We start from the raw sequence: 26,186 nt of genomic DNA, 5'->3' as shown, positions 1-26,186 counted from the left end.
AGTGAAGGAATCGGTCACTCCCCCATGCAGTCCCCCACGGAGATTGGTCTAGGAGACCAGCTACTGAACGCCGCCATCATCATCGTGGCAGGGCTGGTGTTGTGGCTGGTGGTCCGGTTTGTCATTAATCGGATGGTGCGGCGGGTACGGACCGGTTCCGACCTCTTCAAGAAGCCCCACTTCAAGTGGGCGCAGCCGGTCCTTCGGACGCTCGACCACAAGCGGCGGGTCCAACGCACTGAAACCATTGGAGCGCTGCTCCGCAGCGTGTCGGGACTGACCATCGCCATCATCGCCATCATGATGGCGCTGCAGGCGCTCGGCGTGGATATCGGTCCGATTCTCGCGAGCGTGGGCATTGTGGGTATAGCGATAGGCTTCGGCGCCCGCGAGATCATCCGGGACGCGTTCCTCGGATTCTTCATCACCCTCGAGGACCAGTATGGGATCGGCGACACCATCGAGGTCGGGGACACCGTGGGTGTGGTGCAGTCGGTCGGGCTACGGATCACCCGGCTGATCGACGAGAACGGTGCCATCTGGTACATCCGGAACGGAGACATCATGAAAGTGGGCAACCGTTCACAGGGCAATTACGTGGCCCCGGTAGCCGCCGACGAACCAACAGGAGAGAAATAATGACCAGCGCTGGAAGTCCCGAAGGCATTCCCATCCCATCCCGGTTCGGTGAACCGCTGGCCAAGCTGACCCCGGTGGGGCCACGCTTCGACCAGCCGGCCTACACCGACAACTTCTATGAGGCGGTGGGCGGCCACCCGACCTTCGTGCGGCTGGTCGACGTTTTCTACGATGGCATCGCGGAGGATGAGCTGCTGCGGCCGATGTATCCGGAGGAAGATCTGGGGCCCGCGAAGGAGCGGTTGCTGATGTTCCTGGAGCAGTATTGGGGCGGCCCGAAGACCTACGGGGACCAGCGCGGCCACCCCCGGCTGCGGATGCGGCACATGCCCTTTACCGTGTCGCCTCAGGCACGCGACCATTGGCTGACGCATATGCGCGCGGCAGTCGATTCGCTTGACCTGGCGCCCCTGCACGAAGCGACTCTCTGGGACTACCTGGAACGGGCAGCTCATTCAATGGTCAACTCTGCCGACGAGCGCTAGGTCCCGTCTCTGCGAACCGGCTGGCTAGAGCACGGTCGGGATCCGCGACAGCACGTGGCCGCGTGAGGTGCTGATCCTGGTCCATCGTCCATTGGTGAAGATCGCCGGGCGTTCGCCCTTTGCAAGGAAGCCCAGGGCGAAAGCGCCGAAGGCTGCCCCCGCGGGGACATCCACCGGCAGACCCTCGATGCTGCGGCCCCAGATTGCTCCCCGGGCGCTGTTCACGATCAGGGCACCCGGATTGTTGGGCACGGTCTCGGCAACTTCGCGGATACCGTCGCGGGCAGCGGTCTCGACCACGCTGGCGTCCAGGTCCCCCTGTGACTCCCATCCGGAACGCGGCGGAAGGACTCCCGCCCAGCTTTCGGTGACGGTGGTCGGCGGGATTTGCAGCACCACTTCATCCTCGGCCATCCGCGCAAGCCGGTCCGATACCGATGCCAGTGCCACCGTGGTGTCAACGTGGGCGGGAGCGTCGAGCGGCATGGTCCGCAGTCCCAGGACTGTCGGCGTGGCTTCGCCCAGGATTCGTGGCCGAAGGATACAGATATAGGCGGCGAGGACGCTCCCTGCTGCCTGCAACCTGACGGCGCCGTCCTCTGCTGCGCGGGCACGGGCAATGAAGGTGCGCAGATCGGCGACATTCCACTGGTCGGCGAAGACCAGCTCGGAGGTCGGTGCGTGTTGTTGTTCCACCGGTTAGGCCTCCGAACGGCGTCGGAAAGCCACTGGTTCGCCGAGCCAGTGCTCAAGCGCGGCACGCTGCGCATCGTTGAGTTTCGCCGGACGGCCGGTAGTCCGGTTCACCAGGATCATGGTGGAGGCCGCGAGGGCGTAGCTCGCTGACCCGTCAGGCTCGGCAATCTGGTAGCCGAGGTCGAAGCTGGAGCCGCCGACTCCTGTCACCCAAATGCTGATGTCCAGGGGCGCAGGCCGGTAGTTCAACGGGGCCGAGTACTCAATCTCGTGGCGTGCGACCAGGGTGAAATGGTCGGGACCAATCAAATCCAGCAACGTGTCCTGCTGCCCAACGCCGTCGGGAGCTGAGTCCGACAGCGGCAGGTGGATAAACTGCACCCGCGCATCCTCGAGGTACTGGAGGAACCGGACATTGTTGACGTGTCCGTAAGAATCTTCGTCGCCGAAGCGAAGCTGAATGGGGAAGCGTTGGATCCGGGGCATGCTGCAATCCTCTCAAACGGTTGCTGCCCCGGCTAACCGGAGCCATAATCGCGGCCGATGTTGAGCGGTGGACGCGGGTGCGTCTAAGGTCAGAGGTACTTTCCGCGCCGTTCACGCGGCACGTCGCCCCCTCCCCTTCACCGCACCACAAGGAGAACCAGATCCATGGCAGTCGAGTCCACGGTCGATCCCACCCAAACCCTGGTCGATCTGCTTGACCTAAGCAGCGCTGACGGGGCGCAGACCGACGAGGAAATCTTTGTGGGAACCTCGGTGCAGCAGGCGGGGCGGCGGATCTTCGGGGGCCAGGTACTGGGGCAGGCTTTGGTTGCTGCGATCCGTACGGTTGAGCCGACCCGTGAGGTCCACTCGATGCACGCCTACTTCCTCCGGGCCGGCGATGCGTTGCAGCCGATCACGTTTGGCGTCCAGCGGTTGCGCGACGGACGTTCCTTCTCGGCGCGACGAACCCATGCCTACCAGAATGGTGTGCCGATCCTGTCGATGATCGCGTCGTTCCAGGAGCCCGACGACGGGCTTAGCCACCAGGAACGGATGCCCGAAGGCATGCCGGATCCCGAAACGCTGCCCAGCACTGCAGACCTGTTGGGCGAGATGGACCATCCGCTGGCAAAGGCCTGGTCCTTCGACCGTCCGTTCGACATCCGGCATGTGGACGGTGCGCTCTATGTGCAGCACAACGGCGACCGGGTGGCTCACAACGCCGTGTGGATGAAGACGTTCGCCCCGATGCCCTCCGACCAGGGACTCCACAGGGCGGCCCTCGCCTACGCCAGCGACTACACGCTGCTGGAATCGATCCTGCGCCAGCACGGGTTGAGCTGGATTACACCGGGGATGAGTATCGCGAGCCTGGATCACGCCATGTGGTGGCACCGTCCGGTCAGGGTGGACGAGTGGCTGCTGTATGTGCAGCGGTCCCCCAGCGCGTCGGGAGCCCGTGGCCTGTCCACTGGGCAGATCTTCAACCGCGCAGGGGAACTTGTGGCCACCGTTGCCCAGGAGGGAATGGTCCGGGTGCCCGACTGACCGTCCCGGCGCCTGCCCCGTCATCAGGTTAAGCAAAAGGGCGCGCCCTGCGGTGACCACAGACTGGTCACCGCAGGGCGCGCTCTTTTTTGCCTGGCCAGCCTGACCTGCGGCCGTGCTGGTACTAGTCGCGGGTAAGGCGGCGGTGGGTGACGCGGTGAGGCTTCGCCGCGTCGGCGCCGAGGCGCTCTACCTTGTTCTCCTCGTAGGACTCAAAGTTGCCTTCGAACCAGTACCACTTGTCCGGGTTCTCCTCGGTGCCTTCGTAGGCGAGGATGTGAGTGACTACCCGGTCGAGGAACCACCGGTCGTGCGAGACCACCACGGCGCAGCCGGGGAACTCGAGGAGCGCGTTCTCCAGGCTGGAGAGCGTTTCGACGTCGAGGTCGTTGGTCGGTTCGTCAAGCAGCAACAGGTTTCCGCCCTGTTTAAGGGTCAACGCCAGGTTCAACCGGTTGCGCTCACCACCGGAGAGCACTCCGGCACGCTTCTGCTGATCCGGGCCCTTGAAGCCGAACGCTGACACGTAGGCCCGTGACGGCATCTCCACCTGGCCCACCTGGATGAAGTCGTGACCGTTGGAGACGACCTCCCACAAGGTCTTTTCTGGGTCAATGCCGCCACGCGACTGGTCAACGTAGGAAATCTTGACCGAATCACCGATCGTCAGCTTGCCGCCGTCGATCGGTTCGAGCCCCACGATGGTCTTGAACAGCGTGGTCTTACCCACACCGTTGGGGCCGATGACTCCGACGATGCCGTTGCGGGGCAGTGAGAAGGACAGTCCGTCGATCAGGATCCGGTCGTCGTAGCCCTTCCGCAGGTCGGTGGCCTCGATGACCTGGTTGCCCAGTCGTGGGCCGGGCGGGATCTGGATCTCTTCGAAATCGAGCTTCTTGGTGCGCTCAGCCTCAGAAGCCATCTCTTCGTACCGCGCCAGCCGTGCCTTGGACTTGGTCTGGCGGCCCTTGGCGTTGGAGCGGACCCATTCCAGTTCCTCGGTGAGGCGCTTGGACTGCTTGGCGTCCTTCTTGCCCTGCACCTCAAGGCGTGCGCGCTTCTTCTCCAGGTACGTGGAGTAGTTGCCTTCATAGGGGTAAAGGTGACCGCGGTCCACTTCGGCGATCCACTGGGCGACGTGATCCAGGAAGTACCGGTCGTGGGTTACGGCCAGGACGGCGCCCGAGTAGCTTTTCAGGTGCTGCTCGAGCCAGAGCACGCTTTCGGCGTCAAGGTGGTTAGTGGGCTCATCGAGGAGCAACAGGTCGGGCTTCTGCAGGAGAAGCTTGCACAGCGCGACGCGGCGCCGTTCACCACCGGAGAGAATCGTGACGTCCGTGTCGGGCGGTGGGCAGCGCAGAGCGTCCATCGCCTGTTCCAGTTGCGAATCGAGGTCCCACGCGTCGGCGGAGTCGATGGCTTCCTGGAGTTTGCCCATTTCCTCGAGCAGCGTATCGAAATCCGCGTCGGGGTTGGCCATTTCTTCGGAGATCTCGTTGAACCGCTGGATCTTGCCGTAGATTTCCCCGACGCCTTCCTGCACATTGCCCAGGACAGTCTTTTCCTCATTCAGTGGTGGTTCCTGCAGCAGGATTCCCACCGAGTAGCCGGCGCTCAGCTTTGCTTCACCGTTGGAGGGAGTGTCAAGACCCGCCATGATCTTCAGGATGGTCGACTTGCCCGAGCCGTTGGGACCCACGACGCCGATCTTCGCGCCAGGATAAAAGGACATGCTGACGTCGTCGAGGATTACTTTGTCGCCGACAGCCTTGCGTGCCTTGGTCATTGTGTAGATAAATTCCGCCATACCTCAAGGCTAGTCGCTGCACCCACCTATCTCCCATTTGTGGGCGCGACAGTCGTAGCGGTACTAGAACGGCGCGTCGCTGAGTTGACGGCCTGATTGCTCGCCCCCGGCGTGGTCGGCATCGTCGGAGGGGTCCGCCCCGGAGGTCTCCTGGCCACCAGGAGCAGCCTCATCACCCGGACGGTCGAAGATCTCACCGGTGTCCCGATCAACGTCCGGATCATCGACATCGGAGTCCTGGACATCCGGTGGATCGCCGGCGGTCGAGGTCTCGGTCCCGGAACGGTCAGCACTGGTCCGCCGAAAGTGTGCAGTACCCCACATCAGGTCGTGTCCGGCCGTGTCGGCATCAATGTCCACCGAGGTACCGGTGCGGCCGTCCTCACGGATCCAGGGCCGGACCCGCAGGCGCCCGCTGACCACCACCTTGTCGCCCTTCTTGATGCTCACCCCGGCATTGGTGGCAAGCTGGCGGAACATTGACACGGTGTACCAGTTGGTCTGGCCATCAGTCCATGAATTGGTCTGGCGGTCGAACCGGCGTTCGGTCGAGCACATCCGGAAACTCGCGTAGGCGAGGCCGCTCACTGCCACTCCCGTTTTGACGTCGGTGGCCACGTAGCCGCGGACGGTGATGTTGTCACTCATCGGTCGTACCCTTCAGCAGATATCTGGATGCTGGCTGGCTTGCCAACAGCATCCAGTCTCCTGTTTGCGCGCGGGCGCAGAGGGTACCCGATCCGGTTATGTGGACATCCTGAGGGAAGGGAACCAGGTGGAGGGAGAGTCGCCGACTGGCGTTCGTCCAACTTGACGATAAACTTGCGGTGGCGTGGAGATCTCCGCCGTCGGCCCCCGTAGCTCAATGGATAGAGCAACGGCCTTCTAATCCGTAGGTTGCGCGTTCGAGTCGCGCCGGGGGCACAAGAATCACGCCGATGGGTCAACGCTCTGGACTGCCGATTCCTGCCGTCGTAGCCTAGGCCCACAACAGCTTCCCGAGAGCTGCTGAACGGTCCGGAAGTGGGGCGATGTCTCGGTCGGGTGGTGAACCGGAACATCTGAGGGCGGGCGGTGAAACGTCCAGTGCTTTTGATGCTGCGCGGGTGACCGAGTTCGAGGATCTCCGGCCCCTGATATTGTCAGTCGCCTACTGCTCGCCTGCATGCACACGGCCGCCGGACTTGCCTTTGTCCTGCTGGCCCTGAGGGTGAGGCCGGATCTCGGTGGGGACGGCCGACGCCGCACAGGTGCGGGAAATCCCGACCCGGCGATCACTGGTGAATCCTAGTCTCCGAAAGTGACCTTGAGCTCCAGGTGGTGCTGCCCTGCGGCGTCCTGTGAATACACGGCCTTGCCGGAAATTCCTTTGAGACCATCGGTCCCGGATCCCGGAATGATGTGGCCGGAACTGGCGGCTGCGGTGCCTTCAGCGATCCCCCAGTGCTGCACGATCACGGTGCCTTCCCTGCCATCGACCGAACCGGTGAAGACCTCGGAGGCAACATACCCTGCGCCATAGTCGTTGCCAGCCATCAGCAGCTCTGCTGAACTGGTGCCGATCAGCCCTCCGCTGAAGACCTTCGTCGCGCTCACCTTGGTCAGCTCGCTCGAGGAACCTGGTACTGAGTAGGGTTCCGGGCTCCAGACAGAGATCTCGAATTCGCCGCTGATGATGTGTTCTGTGGAGTCGGTCATCGTCCAAGTATCGCCGGTTCGGCCACAGAAAGCATGTTTGACCGGCCAGCGGCCGCTAGCGTAGCTCGCCCGCGACCGGCTCCTCGTACCGTTTCCGGAACAGGATTTTTGTCTTCGGATCAACAAAAACCAGGTACAGCGCAAAGCCCAGCGCGACGACCGCTGCCACCTGCCGTGCGACCGTCAGGCTCAGTTCGAAATAGGGGAAAATATCCAGCTGGTCCGAAATGGCGTAGATCATGAAGAAGGACACGAGGAAGTAGAGGGTTTTGACCTGCCAGTCGTTGCGGATACCGGTAACTGCGAACAGCGGGATCAGCCAGACCACGTACCAGGACTGGATCATGGGGGCGAGGAAGACGATCGCAGCGAATGCCAGGGCCAGGCGGCGCACCAGTCTGCTGTGTTCCCCGGTGAACATCAGCCAGCCGATGATTGCCAGCGCCACAAGCCGACCGATCAGGTACACCACTTCGGCGAAGGCCTGGCCGTCGAGCCCCACCGCATCCCCGAGGATCATGACGACCATGCCCAGAAAACCGATCGGCGCGTACCAGATCCAGACGCTACCGGGAGTGCTCAGCGCACCCACCCAGCCGAACCCGAAGCCGTTGATCAGCCCCATCACCCACAGGATCCCGAAGGAGATGCCGGCCGTGAGGGCCCAGTAGAGGAACTTCCGCCGCCAGCTTGCCCCCTTGCCGGCCCACATCAGCCCGATGAACGGGAGGAAGATCAGCGTGATGGGTTTGATCGCGACCGACAGCGTGACCAGGACCACCGCACGCCACGGCTTCTGGGTCGCGGCGAGGTACAGGCCGCAGAGTGCGAGACCAATCATCAGCGCATCATTGTGGATGCTGGCAATGAAGTTGATCAGGAAGAGCGGGTTCGCGGCGGTAAGCCAGAGCGCCCGGTTGGGATTGATGCCGTGCAGTTCCGCGAGCTTGGGCACGTAGTAGACACACATCGCCACCCCGACGATCGCGATAAGTCGGAACAGGAGCACCGAGAAATCGGGTTGCCCATTGGTGATGCCCACGACCAGGGCTTCGATCCAGAGGAACACGGGGCCGTACGGGGTAGGGCTTTGCGCCCACATGTCGTCTGCCCCGATTTGCAGGTAGTTGGAGATCTGCGAATAGCCGTCGACGTAGGGGTTCAACCCGGAGAGAACCACCTGCCCCTGGGCGATGTAGGCAAACACGTCCCTGCTGAACAACGGCAGCGCCAGACACATCGGCGCGCCCCAGGCGATGACTGCACGAAGTATGACCGGTCGGGATTCCGGGCCCCACCCGTGGAGCCGCTGCCCGAGCCGCAGCCAGGACCTGACCAACAGCATGCCGCCGAGCGCGAGGATCAACACCGACACCACGGCGCCAGCCGGTTCGAACCGCATCCAGATGATGATCGGAATCCTGCGCAGTTCCACCGATGCCAGGGATAGCCAGCCCACGCCGTACGAACCGATCATCATCATCAGGGACCCAATGAATCCCTGAATGACCGCCACGTTGGGTCGGTCAGCCACGGCTGAATCCGTCCGGGGCTGCGAGGCGTCCGCTGGCACCTGGGCGGTCATCTGCTGTTATCCAATCCTCGGTGGAACACGAAACTTCTGCACTTCTGACCGGGCAGACTGGCTAGATATTAGCATCGCCCCCTGTACCGGGGCCGGTAACGCCGCGCACCACGAGGCGGGATGTCCGAGGGGTACGACGACGGCCCGGCCGGGAGTCGCGGTACATTTGGGAGGTGCCGATATCTAATGAACACATTGTCTGGATCGACTGCGAAATGACTGGGCTTGACCTTGAGTCCGACGCACTGATCGAAGTAGCTGTCCTGGTGACCGACTCCGAGCTGAACATCCTGGGTGACGGGGTCGACGTCGTCATCAAGCCCGACGACGCGGCGCTCGCGCAGATGGGCGACTTTGTGCGCGACATGCATACCACGTCGGGCTTGCTGACCGAGCTCCCCCAGGGCATCACCATGAAGGAAGCCGAAGCGGAGGTGCTCAGCTACATCATGAAATGGGTCCCCGAACCACGGAAGGCCCAGTTGGGTGGCAATTCGGTCGGGACGGACCGCTCCTTCCTGGCCCGCGACATGCCGGCCGTGATCGACCACCTGCACTACCGGATCATTGACGTGTCCACCATAAAGGAGCTCGCGCGGCGGTGGTTCACCCGCGCGTACTTCCAGTCCCCCGCGAAGAGCGGCGGGCACCGCGCACTCGGGGATATCCGCGATTCCATCCGTGAGCTGCGTTACTACCGGGAGTCAGTTTTCGTGCCCAGCCCGGGCCCGGATTCAGCAACCAGCAAGGCGATTGCCGGGTCGCTGGCCGACTGACGGGCCGGCCCCAACGCCCTCGCGTAGCCGCGGTGGCGAAGGCCCGGCAAAAATTGTGTAGACTTGTCTGCGCTGCCTTTTGTAGGTGACACTTCCGCAGGAATGAACTGCGGGACTGCCATTTCGTAAGGCACATGGTGGGTATAGCTCAGTTGGCAGAGCGCCTGGTTGTGGTCCAGGAGGTCGCGGGTTCAAGCCCCGTTACTCACCCCAAGAAGGTCGATGGTTGACCTTGGAAGGCCGTTCCTGAAGAACTTCGGGGGCGGCCTTACCTGTAAGACCCAGGCCGGGGACAGCCGGCCATGAACCACCGTGGAGGTTGGACCGCATGGAACGCACAGTGTTCGAGGAAGACCATCTGCTGTTCCGTGAGGTCGCGGCCGAATTCACCTCCCGTGAGGTTTCCCCGCACTACACCCAGTGGGATCAGGACCACCTGATGCCCCGCACCCTGTGGACGGCTGCTGGCGAGCAGGGCCTGCTGGGCCTGGCGGTGCCCGAGGAGTTCGGCGGCGCAGGAATGCCCGACTACCGGTTCCGGGCTGTGCTGGACGAAGAGTTCGCCAAAACCAACCACCTCGCCGTCGGACTGGCTTTCCACCTGCACGACGACATGGTGCTCCCCCACCTGCTTGCCTACGGCAGCGACGACCTGAAGTCGCGCTGGCTTCCCGGAATGGTCAGTGGCGAACGGGTGACGAGTGTGGCCTGGACCGAACCGGGGGCGGGCAGTGATCTGCGTGGGATCAGAACCAAGGCCGTGCGCGACGGCGACGACTGGCTGATTTCCGGGCAGAAGACCTTCATCGGCAACGGCATCAGCGGTGACGCTTCACTGGTGATGGCTCGCACCGATGGCAGCACGGGCCGTGGCGGAGCCGACTCCTTCTCGCTCTTCATGGTCGAAAAGGGCGAGGGATACACCACCGGCAAGCAGCTCGACAAGATGGGGCTCAAGGCCTCGGATACCGCTGAACTCTTCTTCGACAGTGTCCGGGTGGTCGGTGACAACCTGGTGGGCGAGCTCGGTCACGGACTCCGCTACGCCCACGAACAATTGCCGCAGGGTCGGCTCGCGATCGCTGTTGCGGCCTCAGCTGTCTCCCGTGCGATCTACGAGGCCACCGTCACGTACACCAAGGAGCGCAACGCGTTCGGCGAACGGGTCATCGATTTCCAGAACACCCGCTTCCAGCTCGCCGATATCCTCACGGAGGTGGAGGTCACCGAGACCTACGTCGACCAGGCGATGCTCGCGTTCAACGCGGGCACCCTGGATGCTGCCGCCGCCGCACGGGTCAAGCTGTGGGCCAGCGAACGCGCCACGTCGATCACTGACCGTTGCCTCCAGCTGCACGGAGGGTACGGGTACATCCTCGAATACCCGGTTGCCCAGGCGTTCCTGGCCACCCGGTTGCTCACTATCTTCGGCGGCACAAGCGAGATCATGCGCGACGTCGTCGGCCGCCACATCGCCGGCTGACCCACCCCTGCCACTAGTCGTAGTCCCTCCCCAATCCACAGGAAACACCACAATGACTGTTCGTCCCGTCACCATCACCGGTGAGCCAGTGCTGCACCGCCGGGCCGCCGTCGTCACCGCGTTTGATGACGACCTCCGCGCCCTGATTGCCGATATGTTCGAGACCATGGACGAGGCCAACGGCGTTGGGCTCGCAGCCCCCCAGATCGGCGTCGGTCAGCGGATCTTTGTCTACGGCATGGAGAACGACGACGACGTGGCGCCGCGCGGGGTACTGGTCAACCCTTCGTTGGTGACCACCAAAATTTCGGGGGCCGATCCCGACCCGGAGGAAGAGTCCGAGGGGTGCCTGTCGGTGCCGGGCGAGTCCTTCCCCCTGAAGCGGGCCGACTGGGTCAAGGTGACCGGCTTCGACGGCTTCGGGGAACGGCTGGAGTTCGTTGCCACTGGGTGGTTTGCGCGCTGCATGCAGCACGAGTATGACCACCTTGAGGGCAAGCTCTACGTGGACCGACTCATCGAGCCGTATTCCAAGGCTGCCCGCAAAGCCATCAAGAAAAATGACTGGGGAGTTCCCGGGCTGACCTGGATGCCGGGGGTGGATCCGGACCCGTTCGGCCACTAGACGGGCCCGGGCGTCAGTCCCATGGCTCCTGTCCGGGTTCCAGGTCCTCGAGTCGCTCCACGTGGCGCAGCGGACCGAAGATGGCCACCAAGGGCGCTGCGACTGACAGCAGGACCCCGATCAGGACGGCATTCCAGATGCCGACCAGCTCGGCGAGGGCTCCCCCGAGGATGCTGGCCACGCCGAGCATGCCCCAGCTGACCATCCGGGAGGCAGCACCAAGTCTGCCCATCATGGCAGGCGGACACACGCGTTGCCGGAAGGCCGACCCGACCACGATGTTCCAGGCGATGCACACGCCCATCACGAACATCCCCACGACTCCCCAGAGCATTCCGAAGCCGGGGGTCATGATCAGGAGCGACGCGTACCCGAGTACGCCGGGAACCATTGCGTAGCGCCAGACCGGGCCCGAGCCGAACCGCTCGGTAGCCCGTTTGACGGTGATGCCGCCCAGCGCTCCGCCGACCGATGCCGCAGCCATGAGCACCCCCAGCCAGATTTCCGACTCATTCAGTGTTCGCAGCACCAGGAGCACCAAAAGGGAGGCGACCATGCTGCCGCCGAGGTTCCAGAGGGCAGCGTTGAACAGGATGGCCCGGAGCGGTCCGGTACTGAAGGTGTAGCGCAGACCGTCCTTCATTTCCCGGAAGATGCGCCGCTCCCCCTGATAGGGTTCGGCTTCCTTGAGCTTGAGGGAGGAGATGGCGACGAGGGAGGCGAAGGAGGTGATGATCTGGACCAGGAGCGAGTTCGAGGCGCCTACCGCCACCGTCAGCCAGCCAGCGATGCCCCGCCCTGCCGCGTCCGCTGACGCTGACGAGGCAGTCATCAGGCCGTTTCCCTCGACAAGTTCGTCCTTGGAAACAGCCTGCGGAATGAGTGCCTGATCCGCCAGGGTAAAGAAGACGGCCGAGAGACCCACGAGGAACGCGATGACAAATAGTTGCGCCACCGACATGATCCCGAGCCAGAAGGTGACGGGGATGGTTGCCAAAGCCGCGATCCGGCCAATGAGGGACCACACGATGACCGGCTTCCGTGGCCACCGATCCACCCACACGCCCACCGGTAGCCCGAGGAGCAGCCAGGGGAGAAAAGTCATTCCCGCGAGGGCCGCAACGGCGAAGTCGCTGGCCTGCAGTTCGACCACTGCGATGACCGGAAGTGCGATGGAGGTGACGGCTGTGCCCAGCACGCCGACCGTTCCGGAAAGCCACAGTGCACGGAAGTTTGGATTGCGTACCAGCAGCGACTTCTGCGGCGCCACGGTGTTTGTCATTGGGATAGCGTATCCGAGCAAACACCGGTCAGATGCCATCTTCGCTATTCAGCAAAAACTTCATTCGGGGCTATTGACCCACGGCTATTGCGCCCCGATAATCCCGCGTACTTGCGCCGTTTATACGAGTCCGGCTAGAGCTGGGAATATGTTTCGAATTGTTTTCGCGTTGCCGCATCGAAAGATGGAATGCCCACGGCCGCCATTCCTTCCTCAGCCATTTTGCGCAGCTCATCCGGATACCCGAAGTGCTCGAATGCGTCTGGGTAATACGCGTCATGGAAAGCTAGCGAGCCGTGCGCTTCGATCAGGTCGGCAATGTGCTCATTGACCCACGTTGGCCGCGCTGTTGACCCTGCGGCGTGAATGAACACGTCTCCGTAATAAAGGGGTCGGGTGGCAAGGAATTCCACAATGGATTCGCTGCGCACAAACTCGTCAACCATCACGGTCTCCTTCGGATTGAGCATGGCTCGGATGAGCCTGCGGCGAAGACACTTGGTGCACCTATTGCAGCCCGGTACATCGATTTTCACACAATAAGCTGCATCATTCATGCGCCCTCCCGCCATGACGATTCTGGCGTTGCCAATTTCGGAGAGGAACGAGGTGGGAAGTATATTCACCCCGATAGTCTGGAATACCCGGTACCAGACGTCTGCGTTCCGGGGTTTGTAGCCGACTCCCCCAGAGAGATAGGTTCCGGTCATTTCGGTGCCCGAAATGATGTTGCGCGGCTCGACAATCAGCGAAGAGATATACACCGCGACCCACAGAGGGAGACCCCACGCCGAAAAGAGTTGCCTCAGGTTATCGAAAACCACCCAATTTTCGGGCTGCCTGCGCAGAATGGCGTTTACTACATCCGTGTAGGTTGCCGTGCTCGTCGGAAGGGGTGTTTCATGGACCAAGGGGATCCCCGGGAAGAGGATGCTTGCCGCGAGGGAATCGACTCCGCCGCCATAGCTGATGACGGTGTCGACCTTGGGGAGATACGGGCCGGGTACACCATTGCCAGAGACTGACACCCCCGGAAGAATCCAGGGTCTGCGAAGCGCGGCCTGAAGGTTGGCCGATACCGGGAAACTGGTACGTAGCTCGAAATCGGTCTCCGGCAGCACGGGGAAAAAGGCCAGCACTCCGATCAGGGCGAGCACATCCGGGTGGATGGATGCGAAGTCGATCCCTTCGCACTCCACCGAGAGCACCGGGTCGACGAGCATCATGGCGATACCGCCCTCGGATCGTGTCACTTCTCCCCGGCTCACGTCTCCGGAAATGCCGAGACGGAGGCGGTTCTTGCCAATAAAGGCGTCAAACTTCACCGTTTGCATGTCGTAATGATAACGACACAGGGCGATTCGTCCGGGAGCGGACACTGCCCGGGAGGACCGGGGTCGAGGGATGGGTTGACCGATACGCCGGGTTCTGTGCTTCCTGCCGTCGCCGGCGAAGAAGCGGCGGCCATCCATCTACGAACGCCGTTGCCGACGCCCTCCAGCGGCCTACCCGGACACTCAGGCGAGCAGCCTTCAAACGCGCCCTGTCTGGCCTTGCTCCGGGTGGGGTTTACCGAGCCGCACCGGTCACCCGGCACGCTGGTGGTCTCTTACACCACCTTTTCACCCTTACTACCCCAGACATTGCTGCCTGGCGCAGCGGTCTATTTTCTGTGGCACTTTCCTGCGGGTTACCCCGAGTGGGCGTTACCCACCACCCTGCTCTGCGGAGCCCGGACGTTCCTCGGCGAACCGGAGCCCGTGCACAAGGCACTGCGACCGGTCCAACGCGACCGCCTGGTCAACCCATCCTTCATCGATTCTACGGGCTGGCGGAGACCCGTGCCGCACGCCGAACAGCTTCGCCCCGCGCACAGTCCGGAGGCACGGTTCGGTAACACCCGGAGATCTTGGGTAAAGTGGTGCGGTGCTGATTCTACTGCCGCCCTCCGAAGGTAAGTCACCCGCAGTTAAGGGGCCCACAGTGGATCTGGGAATGCTCGGGTTCCCTGAACTGACCGAGGCCCGCCACACTGTGCTGGATGCCCTCGCCGCCGCAAGCACCGATCCCGCCGCCCACAGCATTCTGGGAGTGGGCCAGTCCCTCGGAGCCGAAATACAACGGAACGTCACGCTCCGCGACCAGCCGGCGGCCCCCGCTTACCTGATCTACTCCGGCGTGCTGTACGACGCGCTGGGCTACCGCACCATGACCCCGGTACAGCGTCGAAAAGCCCATGAGTCGGTGGTGGTGGTCTCGGCGCTGTGGGGTGCCCTGGGTTTCGCCGATGCCATTCCTGCCTACCGGTTATCCATGTCAGTCACACTCCCCGCCACCGGAACCCTCTCCTCATTCTGGAAGCCGCGGCTGACTGCGCCCCTGGGCGACCGGTCCGGGGACGCACTGGTGGTCGACTGCCGTTCCAGCACCTACGCGACGGCGTGGGCCGGCCACCCTGAGCGGACCGTCGCAGTCAACGTTCTGCTCGAACGGGACGGCAAGCGCACAGTCGTCTCGCACGCCGCGAAGCATACCCGTGGACTGCTTGCCCGGCATCTGCTGACCCGGCGGGCGCGGCAGCCGGGCACCCCAGCGGAGCTGTTGAAAGCCGCCCGGGAACGCTGGACCGCTGAACTGATCCCCGCGACACCCCGCAAACCGGCTCAGCTGAACATCATCCTGCCCGGCTGAGCGCGTCCTAGTCTCCCGCGGCGCCGTCCCATTCGGCGACCAGTTCCACCTCGAAGCCGGCCTTGTTTTCCAGGTACGCTGCATAGCTGTCCTTGCCACCGGCGTGCGGGTAGGCGGCAGCAAACATTGGGGTCCACCCGTGGCTGGTGGCCCGGCGTGCCAGCAAGTCGACCTCCGCCGGGGTGCCTGCCCGGAAGGCCAGGTGGTTCAGCCCGGGGTGCAACCGTTGGTGGGGTTCGTCGGCGACGGCCGATCCTGATTCGATCACCAGGTACAGGCCGTCGGCACCGACAAAACTGGTGCCCTCGGCCCAGGTCTCCTTGACGGTGAACCCGAGTTGCCGGAGCAGCCAGCCGATCGAGTCGTTTGCCTCCTGCAGGTCCCTCACCCAGAGCTCCACGTGGTGCAGCCGTCCCGTGGGCTGCCTGACCCGCTCCGGTCCGCCGTCGGACGGCTCAGGTTCCGGTGAGGAAGCGGCGGCCGAGGCTGAGGAAGCGCGCGGCACCCAGGGGATACCGGCCATCCCGGCATCCATCGCTTCGTTGGACAGCCGGTCAGCGTCCTTATTGATCTCGCGGGGAATCCACTGGTACTTGACCCGGGAGGGGTCGAGCACCGCACGGGCCTTGGTGGCCAGGGCGCGCATGTCCGCGTGCTTGATCTTCCAGCGGCCCTCCATCTGCTCGACCACCAGTTTGGAGTCCATCTTGACCAGGATGCGGCACGTGGGATCCAGCTCGTTCGCCAGTTCCAGGCCGGCCACCAACCCCGAGTACTCGGCAACGTTGTTGGACACCTTGCCCAGATAGGCGGCCTTTTCGACCAGGATCTCCCCAGTCTCGGGGTCCCGGACCAGGGCGCCATAGCCAGCGTGTCCGGGGTTTCCCCGGGAACCGCCGTCGGCCTCCACGATCAGGAAGCGCGGAGGTGCTGCAGGTTCGGTGGGCTCACTCAGGTGGTCAAAGAGGGTCTGTTCAGCTGGCACTGGCCTAATTGCCCCATTCGGCGGAGCGGACCAGGATGGCACCCGAGTCTGGGCAGAACACGATGTCGTCCTCAGCGGCTTTCTTGAGCTCAGCAAGATCTCCGGGGCTCAACTGCATTCCCGAGCCCTCCGACGTGCCATGGAACAGTCGTGCCGCACCGACACCGCGGCGGGCTAGTGTCTTCTCGTACAACGCCAGGAGTCCGGCGTCGAACGTTCCGGCCAGTTCACTGCGCTGGGCGCGTACGGATCCTGCCTCCTCCTCGATGGTGGCCAGTTCGGCGTCGCGGGTGGACTCGATCGCGGTGAGGCGCTCCTGCGCTTCCACCTTCCGCTGCTGAGCTGCTTCCTTGGCGGCACGGGCGGCGTCCACCCGTTCCATGATGTCCAATTCCACGTCTTCCAGGTCAGAGCGGCGTTTGGTCAATGACGCGATCTCACTCTGAAGGGCGGTCAGGTCCTTGGGGCTCCCGGTCCCGCTGTCGAGGCGTTTCTGGTCGCGCTCCAAGCGGTTCACCACCGATTGCACGTCATCCTCAGCGCGGGTGAGGTCACGTTCCAGGTCGCTGAGGACAGTCGCGGTCGCAACGAGCTCGCTGTCAGTGCCTTCCAGCTGCTTTGCCAGCTCAGCGAGGGCCGGATTGGCACGCGCGGTGGCGGCCTGCCGCTGCAGCTGGTTCAACCGCGAATCCAGTGCCTGAAGTTCCAACAGCCGAAGCTGTTCTGCCGGTGCTGCTTTTGCCACAGTAAAACCTCCGCGGTTGCCGATTACCCGTCCATCTACCCTATTGCACGGCGCCTCCCGCGGTCACCGCCGTTCAGAACGACGGCGCGCGCCGTCGGGCGTACCGCGCCCTAGTGCACCCCTGCGGTGAGCACGAAGTCCCACGGGTCGGTGTTGACGCTGCTCACCCGGATGTCGGCGTCGAACCCGTGGTCCGCCAGCACGTTGGCCAGCGCCGCCGCGGCGGGGGTCAGCCACAGCCACTCACTGCCGAAGTGCGACACATCGATGAGGTAAGGCCGGTCGTTCGAGGCTGCCTCCCGGGCCTCCGAGACGGGGTGGTGTCGGAGATCGGCGGTCACGTACACGTCAGCCCCGCTTGCCCGTACCTGGTCGAACAGGCTGTCTCCGGCGCCGCCGCAGACGGCAACCCTGCGCACAAGCCCATCCCGGTCGCCGGCCACCCGGACTCCACCGGCCACCGCGGGGAGAATGGAGAACACCACTCCCGCGAAGTCTCCCAGGGTGGTGGGGGTCTTCAGGTTCCCTACCCGCCCCAGCCCTTCCTCCGGCAAACCGCCGGTCGAGGACGTGAGGGGTTGGACATCCGTCAGGCCGAACGCGTCCGCCAGCACATCGGATACTCCCCCGACGGCGCTGTCACCATTGGTGTGCACGGTGGTGAGGGCGCACCCGCCTTCGATCAGCCGGTGCACCGCGTTGCCCTTGAAGTGGGTTGCCGCCACCGAATTGACCGGCTTCATCATCAGTGGATGATGGGTGATGATGAGGTCGGCGCCCCACTCAAGCGCCTCGCTGATGACCTCGTGCGTCGGATCGACGGCGAACAGGATCTTCGAGGCGCTGTTGCTCGGCTTTCCCACCACCAGGCCAACCGCGTCCCAACTTTCCGCCAGGGTTTCGGGCCAGAGCTCTTCAACCGCCAACAGCACCTCGGCCACGCTGGGCGGTTTGGGACTCCCAACACCGTCGGTAGTGCGTTGGCCAGTCATCAACGGATCAGCTTCCATGGCTCTAGTTGTACCCGCTCAGGTAGGAACGGCCCAATTTTCGTGGCGCTTCCGGCGGCTGCGCCGGATAGGGTCGGGAATCTTCTGGCCCGGCAACGCATTGATATAGGCATGATGACATTCGTGCTCGGCGGAGGCTGTTTCTGGTGCCTCGACGCCCTTTACCAAAAAACCCGCGGCGTCACCGATGTGATCTCCGGTTATACCGGTGGCCATACCCCCGATCCGGACTATGACGCGGTCTGCTCAGGCACCACCGGTCACGCCGAGGTTGTGGCAGTGACCTTCGACGAAACGGTCATCCCTGCCGAGGTGATCCTCGATATGTTCTTCGTGTCGCACGACCCCACCACGCTGAACCGGCAGGGGTACGACGTCGGTACCCAGTACCGGTCCTCGATGTTCTACCAGGACACCGAGCAGAAGGAACTGTTTGAGCGGGCCATCGAGCGGAACCAGGAGAGCTGGTCCGACCCGATCGTGACCGAGGTGACCCGGCTCCCGCGGTTCCACCCGGCGGAGGAGTGGCATAACAATTTCTACGCAAAGCACCCCGAACAGGGTTACTGCCGCGTGATCATCAACCCCAAGCTGGCCAAGGCGCGCAAGTATTACGCTCAATGGCTGATTGACTAGATTTCCGGCACGGCGGAACGCCGCGCGGCTAGGCTGAATCCCAGCGCGCAGCGCAGGATCCGGCGAGCACTCCCCCGACCCCCGACCCTAGGCAGGTAGCAATGGCAAAGATTTACGACGACGTCACTCAGCTGGTGGGGCGGACCCCCCTGGTCCGTCTCAACCGTCTCACCGAGGGCCTCGACGCCCAGGTTGCCGTGAAGCTTGAGTTCTACAACCCCGCGAACAGCGTCAAGGACCGAATCGGCGTCGCCATCATCGATGCTGCCGAGAAGGCCGGAGCACTCAAGCCAGGCGGCACCATCGTGGAGGGGACGTCGGGCAACACTGGCATCTCGCTCGCCATGGTCGGTGCGGCGCGCGGCTACCGGGTGCTCTTGACCATGCCCGAGACGATGTCCACAGAGCGCCGCGTGATGCTTCGTGCCTACGGCGCCGAGATTGTGCTGACACCCGGATCCGAGGGTATGCGTGGCGCCGTTGATAAGGCCAAGGACATCGTGGCGACGACTGAGAACGCCATCTGGGCGCAGCAGTTCGCCAACGAGGCCAACCCCGCCATCCACCGCGCGACGACTGCCGAGGAGGTCTGGGAAGACACCGACGGCGCCGTCGACATCTTCGTGGCAGGCGTGGGCACCGGCGGAACCATCACCGGCGTCGGGCAGGTCCTGAAAGAACGCAAGCCCGGGGTGCAGATCGTTGCCGTGGAGCCAGCGGACTCGCCAATCCTTAACGGTGGCGCGCCCGGACCTCACAAGATCCAGGGTATCGGCGCCAACTTTGTCCCCGAAATCCTGGACCGGAACGCCTATGACGAGGTCATGGATGCGACAGTTGAGGATTCAGTGCGGGTGGCCCGTGCCCTCGGAACCCAGGAAGGGATCCTGGGCGGCATCTCGTCCGGCGCCATCGTGTGGGCGGCGTTGGAGCTCGCCAAGCGGCCAGAGAACGCGGGTAAGCTCATTGTGGCAATTGTCTGCGACTTCGGTGAGCGGTACATCTCCACTGTCCTTTTTGACGATATCCGGGGCTAACCCCACCAACAGAAAGTAGTCTGTGAGTTTTCTAGCGCGACTGCACGAGGATCTGGAGACGGCGCGAGAGCACGATCCAGCCGCCCGTGGCTCCATCGAGAATGGACTGGTCTATTCCGGTCTGCACGCCATCTGGGTGCACCGACTCACGCACCGCATGTGGGCGCGGCCAGGGCTCCGGTTCCCGGCACGGCTGCTCGCACAGCTGGCGCGGGCCGCCACCGGGATCGAGATCCATCCCGCAGCGACCATTGGCCGGCGGTTCTTCATTGACCACGGCATGGGCGTGGTCATTGGCGGTACCGCCGAGATCGGCGACGACGTGATGCTCTACCAGGGCGTCACGCTGGGCGGGCGGTCTCTTGAAAAGGTCAAGCGGCATCCGACGATCGGTGACAGGGTAACGATCGGTGCTGGTGCGAAGGTGCTCGGACCAATCACGATTGGTGCCGGCAGTGCGATCGGCGCCAACGCCGTCGTCGTCAAGGACACGCCCCCGGATTCGATTGCCACCGGCATTCCCGCAACGTTCAGGCATCGTGACTCCACACGGGAGACTCTCCCGGCGGTCGATCCGGCCGAGTACATCGATCCGGCGCTGTACATCTAGCGCCCCACTTTCAGCGCGGTCAGCCGGCGTTGGTTCTTAACTAGTGATGGCCCGGGCACTATGCCCGGGCCATCACTAGTTAAGAGGAGCTAGTGGGTGTCCACCGCTTCAATTTCGGACTTGTCCTCGCCCCACAGGGTGTGGAACGTGCCATCCATGTCCACCCGGTTGTAGGTGTGGGCACCGAACAGGTCCCGGAGGCCCTGGGTCAGTGCCGCGGGCAGCCGACGACGGCGCAGACCGTCGTAGTAGGCCAGCGATGCCGAGAACACCGGCACGGGGATACCGAGTTGGACGGCTGTCGACACGACGCGACGCCAGGCGGGGAGCGCCCCGGCAATCGACTCGGCGAATGCCGGGGCCAGCAGCAGGTTCACCGGCTGGCCGTCAGCAGTAGCGTACGCCTTCATGATGTCGTCCAGCAGTTCGGCACGGATGATGCAGCCAGCGCGCCACAGCGACGCAATCTCGTCGAGCTTCAGTTCCCAGCCGTACTCCTTGGCAGCAGCTGTGAGCATGTCGATGCCCTGGGCGTAGCTGACCAGTTTCGACGCGTACAGGGCCAGGCGAACGTCCTCAACGAACGACTCAGGCAGGTCCACGGTGCCCTCATGACCGGCAAGGATGTCCTGTGCCTGGGCCCGCTGGTCCCGCTGCGAGGACAGGCCCCGGGCAAATACGGACTCAGCGATGCCCGACGTCGGGCTGCCCAGTTCCAGCGCCGACACAACTGTCCAACGGCCGGTGCCCTTCTGCCCCGCCGAGTCGACGACGACGTCGACGAAGGGTTTGCCGGTCTTGGCATCCGTGTGGCCGAGCACTTCAGCGGTGATTTCAATCAGGAAGGACGAGAGGGTGCCGGTATTCCAGTCGGTGAAGATCTTGGACTGTTCGGCGGGCTCGATGCCGGCGCCGGAGCGCAACAGGTCGTAGGCTTCGCCGATCACCTGCATGTCGGCGTATTCGATGCCGTTGTGAACCATTTTCACGAAGTGCCCGGCACCGTCGGTGCCGATCCAGCGGCAGCAGGGTTCACCGTTGTATTTGGCGGAAATCTTCTCCAGCATGGGGCCCAGGGAATCGTAGGACTCGCGTGAGCCGCCGGGCATGATGGACGGGCCCAGCAGGGCGCCCTCCTCGCCGCCGGAGACCCCAACGCCCACGAAGTGCAGGCCCTTGGTCGCCAGGGCGGCTTCCCGTCGTCGGGTGTCTTCGTAGTGGGAGTTGCCGCCGTCGATCACAATGTCGCCTGGCTCGAGCAGCGGTTCCAGCTGGCCGATAACCGAATCCACGGGTCCGCCAGCCTTGACCATGATCAGGACCCTGCGGGGCTTCTCCAGGGAATCGACCAGTTCCTCAAGGGTTTCGGTGCGGACGAAGTCGCCGTCGTCGGCGTGCTTCGCCAGCAGCGCGTCGGTCTTCTCGATCGACCGGTTGTGCAACGCGACGGTGTAACCGTTGCGGGCAAGGTTGCGGGCCAAGTTTGCGCCCATGACCGCTAGGCCTGTGACACCAATCTGTGCACTCATGAAGTCTCCAATACTGGGTTTGCCCCCGGGTGTCGGGGGCCGATGCGCGGGCAGCCGGAAGAGCTCCGCGCCACGAAACAGTACTTTTACCTTATTACCGCCGGATACCTACTGGCCACACGGCGACCAATAGTGAAGCAGCCGTGTCCCCCCTGCCGGCACCGAGGTCAACCCTTCCGAGGACGATCGTTGCACGACTGATATAGATTAACCCAAGACATTCATCAGGGAAGGAGCTTGTCATTTCGCGACCAACCGCCCGACAGTCGGCTCCGTTCCGGCCGGACATCCAAGGCTTGCGGGCGGTAGCGGTGGGGGCGGTAGTGCTCTACCACGCCGGTTTGTCAGCGGTGCCGGGAGGCTACGTCGGCGTCGACATCTTCTTCGTCATCTCCGGCTTCCTCATCACCGGCCAGCTGATCTCCATGCTGGAAGCCCAGGGCCGGATCCCCTTTGGCGAGTTCTACGCCAAACGTATCCGTCGCATCATCCCCGCCTCGTTCGCTGTGCTTGCCCTGACCACCGTGGCGTCGCTGGTGTTTCTTCCCCCAGCCACCCGTCCCGGCGCTCTAGAGGACGCCATCGCCACCGCCCTGTATGTCCCCAATGTGCTGTTTGCCGCGCAGGGTGCTGATTACCTCGCCGAAACCGCGCCGTCACCGTTCCAGCACTACTGGTCGCTTGGCGTTGAGGAGCAGTTCTATCTGTTCTGGCCGCTGCTCCTGCTGCTGGGGTTCCTGCTGGTGCGCAGATCGACCCGGCGGCTGTTCTGGGTGGTCCTGTCGATCGTCGTCCTCTCCTTTGCCCTGTGCATCGTCCTGACCGGGACCTCGCAACCGGCAGCGTTCTTCCTGCTGCCGACCCGCGCCTGGGAGCTGGGGATCGGCGCCCTGGCGGCCTTCGCCCTGCACTCCGGGCGGGTACGCCTGAATGGCCGGCTGGCGGCGCTCGGCACCTGGCTGGGGATGGCTGGCATCGCCCTCAGCCTGATAGCCCTCAATGAGAACACCGTCTTCCCGGGGTGGGCTGCGCTCCTTCCGGTGTTGTCCACTGCCGCCGTCATCGTGTGCGGCAGCAACCTTCCGCCGGGCGGTGCCGGAGTGCTGCTGAGCCGCGCCCCGATGCAGAAGGTGGGCGCCTGGTCGTACTCGATCTACCTGGTGCACTGGCCGCTGCTGGTTATCCCGCAGGCGGCGGTCGGCTATGAAAATCCGCTACCGCTGGCCCTCACCCTGACTCTGGGTGCACTCAGCGTGCCGCTGGCGGTTCTGCTGTACAGGTATGTGGAGAATCGTTTCCGTCACCCGGCGGCGGGGAGCCCGTTGCGCTCACGCCGGGTCATCGCAACTGCGGCACTCGCGTCTCTGGCGTTCGTGGCGGTCGCCGCCGGTCTCAACGCGGTGCAGAGCACAGCACCGATCGCCTCTACCCGTGACGCGGCGTCGCAACCGTTGCAGGTGGCCCCCAATGGCTCCACCTTCGTTCCAGCCAACTTGAACCCGACCCTGCGCGATGCACCGGACAGCATTCCTGGGACGTACGACGACGGCTGTCACGCCGATTTCCCCGCGACCGAGGTCAGGACCGACTGCGTCTACGGGGACCCCGACGGCACCGTGGACATTGTGCTCTTCGGCGACTCCCATGCCGCACAGTGGTTTCCGGCTCTGGAGGCCTACGCCACCGACGGCTCCTTCCGCCTGCACAATCTCACGAAATCCAGCTGCCCATCTGTGGATATTGAGATCCTCCACGAGCAGCGCCCATACTCCCAGTGCGAGGAATGGCGTCAGAGCGCCTTCGAGTACATTGATGAACTCAATCCAGCTGTAGTGGTGCTCAGCAACTTCGGGGAGGTGGCACCCGTTGACACCTCGACCGCACTCGTGGAGCAGTGGGAGGCGGGCTTGCGTTCCACTCTGGCCGCACTGCCTGCGTCATCGCACGCACTGGTCCTCGCGGATACCCCGAACCACAGTGCGTCCCCGCTGGACTGCCTGTCCCGGAACACCGAGGAGGCCGCGGCCTGTGACCTGCCCCGGGCAGAAGCGCTCGACGGCGAGATTATTGCCGCGGAAGAGCGGGCGGTGCAGGAGGGCAACTCGTCGTTCATTGACCTGAGTAGCTACCTCTGTACCGACATTTGTCCGTCAATCATTGGAGACCTGCTGGTCTACCGGGATGAGCACCACATCACCACCACGTTCAGTAGGGCGCTGGCGGGACCGTTAGGCGAAGAGATCGACAGGGTCCGGTAGCGTCGGCTGCCAGCCTGACGGCCGATAGTGCCTCAGGCTGCGCCGGGGCAGAGATGCTCGGCGGCGAGGGCCTGGGTGATCCGGATGCGTTCCACGGTTTCGTCGGTCAGGTTCTCGGCGGGGTTGCGGGCGCCCAGCTCCTCGAGGTTGGCACCTGCCTCCAGATCGGCACACACCTGCTCACCGGTGGCAATCAACTGCTCGTCCCCGGAATAGGCCGAATCGGGTGCCTGCTCGCGGAGCTCGGTGAGGAAGCGCTCCTGGGCGGCCACGCTCCCCCTGTCGGCTGTCCCGCAGCCAACCAGGCCAACCATCAGGCACAGCATTGCTGCGCCTGAGGTGCGGCGTGAAGTTCCACTGCTGATCATCGCGACTGTAGATCCCTTCTCTTCGTCCAACCCGGTTCCGACCGGTAGCGCAGTTCCTGATAAAAAAACCCCGCCGTCTCAAGCGTTAGTGCTTGAAAGGGCGGGGTTTTTGGTGGTGGGTCCTACCGGGATCGAACCGATGACATCCACGGTGTAAACGTGGCGCTCTACCAGCTGAGCTAAAGACCCTTACCTGTCGGTGGCGGCCCTCGGACCGGCCAACCAACGAAGAATTACTCTACTGGGATTCCCAAGAGAACGCCAATCGTCCGCCCTGCCCGCTACTGCAGGTCGGGCAGTTCATCGGCCAGGTAGCTGAGCGCCTCGGAGACCCCCAGGTTGACCAGCATGTTGGCCAGGTCATCACCACGGGTGGCGCCCCGATTGATGATTACCACGGGCTTCCCTGCCTTCGCGGCGTGCCTGACGAAACGCAGTCCGCTCATCACGGTCAGGGATGACCCGGCGACCAGCAACGCGTCGCCGGAGTCCACCACCTGGTAGGCCTCGGCAACCCGGTCCTTCGGCACGTTCTCCCCGAAGTACACGAAGTCCGGCTTCAGCATGCCGCCACAGTTGGGGCAGGGGGCCATCACAAAATCGCTCGTGTCGTCGACGTCGGCATCGGCGTCAGGCGCGACGTCCCCCGCGTTCGATTCACGCTCCAGGTAACCGGGGTTCAGCGCTTCCAGCAGGACCGCAATCTCGGACCGGCTATAGCTCCTGGCGCACTGCAGGCAGACGACGCGGTCGTAGGTCCCGTGCAGGTCGATCACCTGTTCACTGCCTGCCGCCGAGTGGAGCCTGTCCACGTTCTGGGTGATCAGCCCGGAGAGCAGCCCCCGGGATTCGAGCGACGCCAGGGCGAGGTGACCGGGGTTGGGGTCGGCGTGACGGAGGTGGTGCCAGCCCACATGGTTGCGGGCCCAGTACCGGCGCCGCAGCACTTCATCGCCGACGAACTGTTGGTACGTCATGGGGTTACGTGGGACCGATTGGGGCCCGCGGTAGTCCGGAATGCCGGAGTCGGTGCTCAGTCCCGCGCCGGTCAGGACGGCGAGGCGGTGGCCGCTGAGCAGTCTCACCACCTCTGCCATTCGGGTGCGTTGCTCGGGGCTGAAGGTGGGAGCGGGATCTACTGGGTCACCACTGGCGAATCCGGTCAGACCGAGGCCAGGGGGTGTAGCTGCTCCCCCAGCTGACTCGGGTGTCACAATGACGGTCCGACGCCGTTTACCCGGCCGGTGAGGTTGGTCAGCGCCGCCCGGTAGTCCTCGAGCGGACGGGGCTGGCCGAGCTCAGAGCGGAGGGTCGCCACAATGACACCCTGCGCGTCGATGAGGAAGGTGGCACGTTCTGCATAACCCCGGTCGGCGTCGAACGCGCCGTATCGGGCGGCGACATCGCCGTGGGGCCAGAAGTCTGCCAGCAGGTCGAAGCTGAAGCCTTGGTCCTGGGCGTACGCACGCAGAGTGTATTTGGAATCGACCGAAACGGCGAGAAGCCGCACGCCGTCGTCGTCAAACAAAGCCAGATTGTCGCGCAGCTCGCAGAGTTCGCCGGTGCAGACACCCGAGAACGCGAAGGGATAGAACACCACAGCGACGGGCGTTCCGCGCAGATCGCTGAGGCGGACCGTCTCACCGAACTGGTTGGACAGGGCGAAGTCAGGTGCTGGCTCGCCCATCAGCGGGAGCCCGCTCAT

At 63.8% G+C, this 26,186-nt stretch carries 26 protein-coding genes, 3 tRNA genes and 1 other RNA gene; 13 read left to right on the top strand and 17 right to left on the bottom strand.

Annotated features, from left to right (window positions below; genetic code table 11):
- The first annotated feature begins 24 nt into the window (after positions 1 to 24).
- Positions 25 to 639, top strand: coding sequence for a mechanosensitive ion channel domain-containing protein (locus HMI58_RS10855; protein ID WP_171619719.1), 615 nt, complete (start codon positions 25 to 27; stop codon positions 637 to 639).
- A complete protein-coding gene (locus tag HMI58_RS10850) occupies positions 639 to 1,124 on the top strand; it encodes a globin (protein ID WP_225668053.1) in 486 nt (161 codons plus the stop codon). The genes HMI58_RS10855 and HMI58_RS10850 overlap by 1 nt, the downstream gene beginning before the upstream one ends.
- 24 nt (positions 1,125 to 1,148) lie before the next feature.
- Here HMI58_RS10850 and HMI58_RS10845 read toward each other — a convergent pair whose 3' ends face one another.
- Both HMI58_RS10845 and HMI58_RS10840 read right to left on the bottom strand, forming a co-directional pair.
- A complete protein-coding gene (locus HMI58_RS10845) occupies positions 1,149 to 1,820 on the bottom strand; it encodes a hypothetical protein (protein WP_318779197.1) in 672 nt (223 codons plus the stop codon).
- A 3-nt stretch (positions 1,821 to 1,823) separates the two neighbouring features.
- Positions 1,824 to 2,306, bottom strand: coding sequence for a thioesterase family protein (locus HMI58_RS10840; RefSeq protein WP_171619717.1), 483 nt, complete (start codon positions 2,304 to 2,306; stop codon positions 1,824 to 1,826).
- Between the two features lie 165 nt (positions 2,307 to 2,471).
- On the opposite strand from HMI58_RS10840, the gene HMI58_RS10835 reads away from it, so the two are divergent.
- Positions 2,472 to 3,356 carry an acyl-CoA thioesterase II gene (locus tag HMI58_RS10835; protein ID WP_171619715.1) on the top strand — a complete coding sequence of 295 codons (885 nt, stop codon included), beginning with the start codon at positions 2,472 to 2,474 and terminating at the stop codon, positions 3,354 to 3,356.
- Positions 3,357 to 3,480: 124 nt separating this feature from the next.
- Here HMI58_RS10835 and ettA read toward each other — a convergent pair whose 3' ends face one another.
- Both ettA and HMI58_RS10825 read right to left on the bottom strand, forming a co-directional pair.
- On the bottom strand, positions 3,481 to 5,163 hold the full coding sequence (gene ettA, locus HMI58_RS10830; protein ID WP_171587058.1) for an energy-dependent translational throttle protein EttA: 1,683 nt from the start codon (positions 5,161 to 5,163) through the stop codon (positions 3,481 to 3,483).
- Positions 5,164 to 5,226: 63 nt separating this feature from the next.
- The gene (locus HMI58_RS10825) at positions 5,227 to 5,811 is read right to left on the bottom strand and encodes a single-stranded DNA-binding protein (RefSeq protein WP_171619713.1); all 585 of its coding nucleotides are present in this window, start codon (positions 5,809 to 5,811) and stop codon (positions 5,227 to 5,229) included.
- Positions 5,812 to 6,014: 203 nt separating this feature from the next.
- On the opposite strand from HMI58_RS10825, the gene HMI58_RS10820 reads away from it, so the two are divergent.
- Positions 6,015 to 6,087: transfer RNA gene (locus tag HMI58_RS10820), tRNA-Arg, on the top strand.
- A 363-nt stretch (positions 6,088 to 6,450) separates the two neighbouring features.
- Here the strand turns inward: HMI58_RS10820 and HMI58_RS10815 are convergent.
- Together HMI58_RS10815 and mptB are read right to left on the bottom strand one after the other, a co-directional pair.
- Complete coding sequence (locus HMI58_RS10815; protein WP_171587054.1) at positions 6,451 to 6,861, bottom strand: DUF3224 domain-containing protein; 411 nt, start codon at positions 6,859 to 6,861, stop codon at positions 6,451 to 6,453.
- 55 nt (positions 6,862 to 6,916) lie between these two features.
- Positions 6,917 to 8,446 (bottom strand): polyprenol phosphomannose-dependent alpha 1,6 mannosyltransferase MptB, encoded by a 1,530-nt coding sequence (gene mptB, locus HMI58_RS10810; RefSeq protein ID WP_171619711.1) that lies wholly within the window; start codon positions 8,444 to 8,446, stop codon positions 6,917 to 6,919.
- Between the two features lie 173 nt (positions 8,447 to 8,619).
- Between mptB and orn the strand changes: the two genes are divergently transcribed.
- The 4 genes from orn (at position 8,620) to def (ending at position 11,330) form a co-directional block, all read left to right on the top strand.
- Entirely contained in the window at positions 8,620 to 9,222 is a 603-nt protein-coding gene (gene orn, locus HMI58_RS10805; protein ID WP_171587052.1) for an oligoribonuclease, read from the top strand.
- A 137-nt stretch (positions 9,223 to 9,359) separates the two neighbouring features.
- Positions 9,360 to 9,435 (top strand) — tRNA-His (locus HMI58_RS10800).
- A gap of 115 nt (positions 9,436 to 9,550) precedes the next feature.
- Positions 9,551 to 10,705, top strand: coding sequence for an acyl-CoA dehydrogenase family protein (locus HMI58_RS10795; protein WP_171619709.1), 1,155 nt, complete (start codon positions 9,551 to 9,553; stop codon positions 10,703 to 10,705).
- Positions 10,706 to 10,757: 52 nt separating this feature from the next.
- On the top strand, positions 10,758 to 11,330 hold the full coding sequence (gene def, locus HMI58_RS10790; RefSeq protein WP_171587050.1) for a peptide deformylase: 573 nt from the start codon (positions 10,758 to 10,760) through the stop codon (positions 11,328 to 11,330).
- Positions 11,331 to 11,343: 13 nt separating this feature from the next.
- Here def and HMI58_RS10785 read toward each other — a convergent pair whose 3' ends face one another.
- From HMI58_RS10785 to rnpB, 3 genes are all read right to left on the bottom strand, one after another.
- Entirely contained in the window at positions 11,344 to 12,612 is a 1,269-nt protein-coding gene (locus tag HMI58_RS10785) for an MFS transporter (RefSeq protein WP_171619707.1), read from the bottom strand.
- 134 nt (positions 12,613 to 12,746) lie between these two features.
- The gene (locus HMI58_RS10780; protein WP_171619704.1) at positions 12,747 to 13,946 is read right to left on the bottom strand and encodes a DUF6395 domain-containing protein; all 1,200 of its coding nucleotides are present in this window, start codon (positions 13,944 to 13,946) and stop codon (positions 12,747 to 12,749) included.
- Between the two features lie 67 nt (positions 13,947 to 14,013).
- An RNA gene (rnpB, locus tag HMI58_RS10775) (RNase P RNA component class A) lies at positions 14,014 to 14,420 on the bottom strand.
- Between the two features lie 118 nt (positions 14,421 to 14,538).
- Here rnpB and HMI58_RS10770 point away from each other — a divergent pair.
- A complete protein-coding gene (locus tag HMI58_RS10770; protein WP_171619702.1) occupies positions 14,539 to 15,303 on the top strand; it encodes a peroxide stress protein YaaA in 765 nt (254 codons plus the stop codon).
- 7 nt (positions 15,304 to 15,310) lie between these two features.
- On the opposite strand, the gene HMI58_RS10765 is transcribed toward HMI58_RS10770, so the two are convergent.
- The 3 genes from HMI58_RS10765 to HMI58_RS10755 form a co-directional block, all read right to left on the bottom strand.
- On the bottom strand, positions 15,311 to 16,288 hold the full coding sequence (locus HMI58_RS10765; RefSeq protein ID WP_171619700.1) for a reverse transcriptase-like protein: 978 nt from the start codon (positions 16,286 to 16,288) through the stop codon (positions 15,311 to 15,313).
- A gap of 4 nt (positions 16,289 to 16,292) precedes the next feature.
- Positions 16,293 to 17,033, bottom strand: coding sequence for a C4-type zinc ribbon domain-containing protein (locus HMI58_RS10760; RefSeq protein ID WP_171587045.1), 741 nt, complete (start codon positions 17,031 to 17,033; stop codon positions 16,293 to 16,295).
- A gap of 110 nt (positions 17,034 to 17,143) precedes the next feature.
- Entirely contained in the window at positions 17,144 to 18,025 is an 882-nt protein-coding gene (locus HMI58_RS10755; RefSeq protein WP_225668052.1) for a Nif3-like dinuclear metal center hexameric protein, read from the bottom strand.
- A gap of 129 nt (positions 18,026 to 18,154) precedes the next feature.
- On the opposite strand from HMI58_RS10755, the gene msrA reads away from it, so the two are divergent.
- The 3 genes from msrA (at position 18,155) to epsC (ending at position 20,326) form a co-directional block, all read left to right on the top strand.
- Positions 18,155 to 18,679 carry a peptide-methionine (S)-S-oxide reductase MsrA gene (msrA, locus tag HMI58_RS10750; protein WP_171587043.1) on the top strand — a complete coding sequence of 175 codons (525 nt, stop codon included), beginning with the start codon at positions 18,155 to 18,157 and terminating at the stop codon, positions 18,677 to 18,679.
- Positions 18,680 to 18,780: 101 nt separating this feature from the next.
- Positions 18,781 to 19,716, top strand: coding sequence for a cysteine synthase A (gene cysK, locus HMI58_RS10745; protein ID WP_171587042.1), 936 nt, complete (start codon positions 18,781 to 18,783; stop codon positions 19,714 to 19,716).
- Between the two features lie 22 nt (positions 19,717 to 19,738).
- The gene (gene epsC / locus HMI58_RS10740; protein ID WP_171587041.1) at positions 19,739 to 20,326 is read left to right on the top strand and encodes a serine O-acetyltransferase EpsC; all 588 of its coding nucleotides are present in this window, start codon (positions 19,739 to 19,741) and stop codon (positions 20,324 to 20,326) included.
- Positions 20,327 to 20,415: 89 nt separating this feature from the next.
- On the opposite strand, the gene gndA is transcribed toward epsC, so the two are convergent.
- Positions 20,416 to 21,855 (bottom strand): NADP-dependent phosphogluconate dehydrogenase, encoded by a 1,440-nt coding sequence (gene gndA, locus HMI58_RS10735; RefSeq protein WP_171619696.1) that lies wholly within the window; start codon positions 21,853 to 21,855, stop codon positions 20,416 to 20,418.
- A gap of 296 nt (positions 21,856 to 22,151) precedes the next feature.
- Between gndA and HMI58_RS14955 the strand changes: the two genes are divergently transcribed.
- Positions 22,152 to 24,113, top strand: a complete 1,962-nt coding sequence (locus HMI58_RS14955) for an acyltransferase family protein (RefSeq protein WP_205208097.1) — start codon at positions 22,152 to 22,154, stop codon at positions 24,111 to 24,113.
- Between the two features lie 32 nt (positions 24,114 to 24,145).
- Here the strand turns inward: HMI58_RS14955 and HMI58_RS10725 are convergent, their stop codons facing one another.
- The 4 genes from HMI58_RS10725 to HMI58_RS10710 form a co-directional block, all read right to left on the bottom strand.
- Complete coding sequence (locus HMI58_RS10725; RefSeq protein ID WP_171587039.1) at positions 24,146 to 24,481, bottom strand: DUF732 domain-containing protein; 336 nt, start codon at positions 24,479 to 24,481, stop codon at positions 24,146 to 24,148.
- Positions 24,482 to 24,594: 113 nt separating this feature from the next.
- Positions 24,595 to 24,670 (bottom strand) — tRNA-Val (locus tag HMI58_RS10720).
- Positions 24,671 to 24,762: 92 nt separating this feature from the next.
- Positions 24,763 to 25,695 (bottom strand): NAD-dependent protein deacetylase, encoded by a 933-nt coding sequence (locus tag HMI58_RS10715; protein ID WP_171619694.1) that lies wholly within the window; start codon positions 25,693 to 25,695, stop codon positions 24,763 to 24,765.
- A complete protein-coding gene (locus HMI58_RS10710) occupies positions 25,692 to 26,186 on the bottom strand; it encodes a peroxiredoxin (protein WP_171619692.1) in 495 nt (164 codons plus the stop codon). Before HMI58_RS10710 ends, HMI58_RS10715 begins: the two co-directional genes overlap by 4 nt.

The organism is Arthrobacter sp. 147(2020), assembly GCF_013116715.1.
In the GTDB taxonomy this organism is placed as follows: Bacteria; Actinomycetota; Actinomycetes; order Actinomycetales; family Micrococcaceae; genus Arthrobacter_D.
This window is presented reverse-complemented; position numbering and strand designations above follow the sequence as displayed.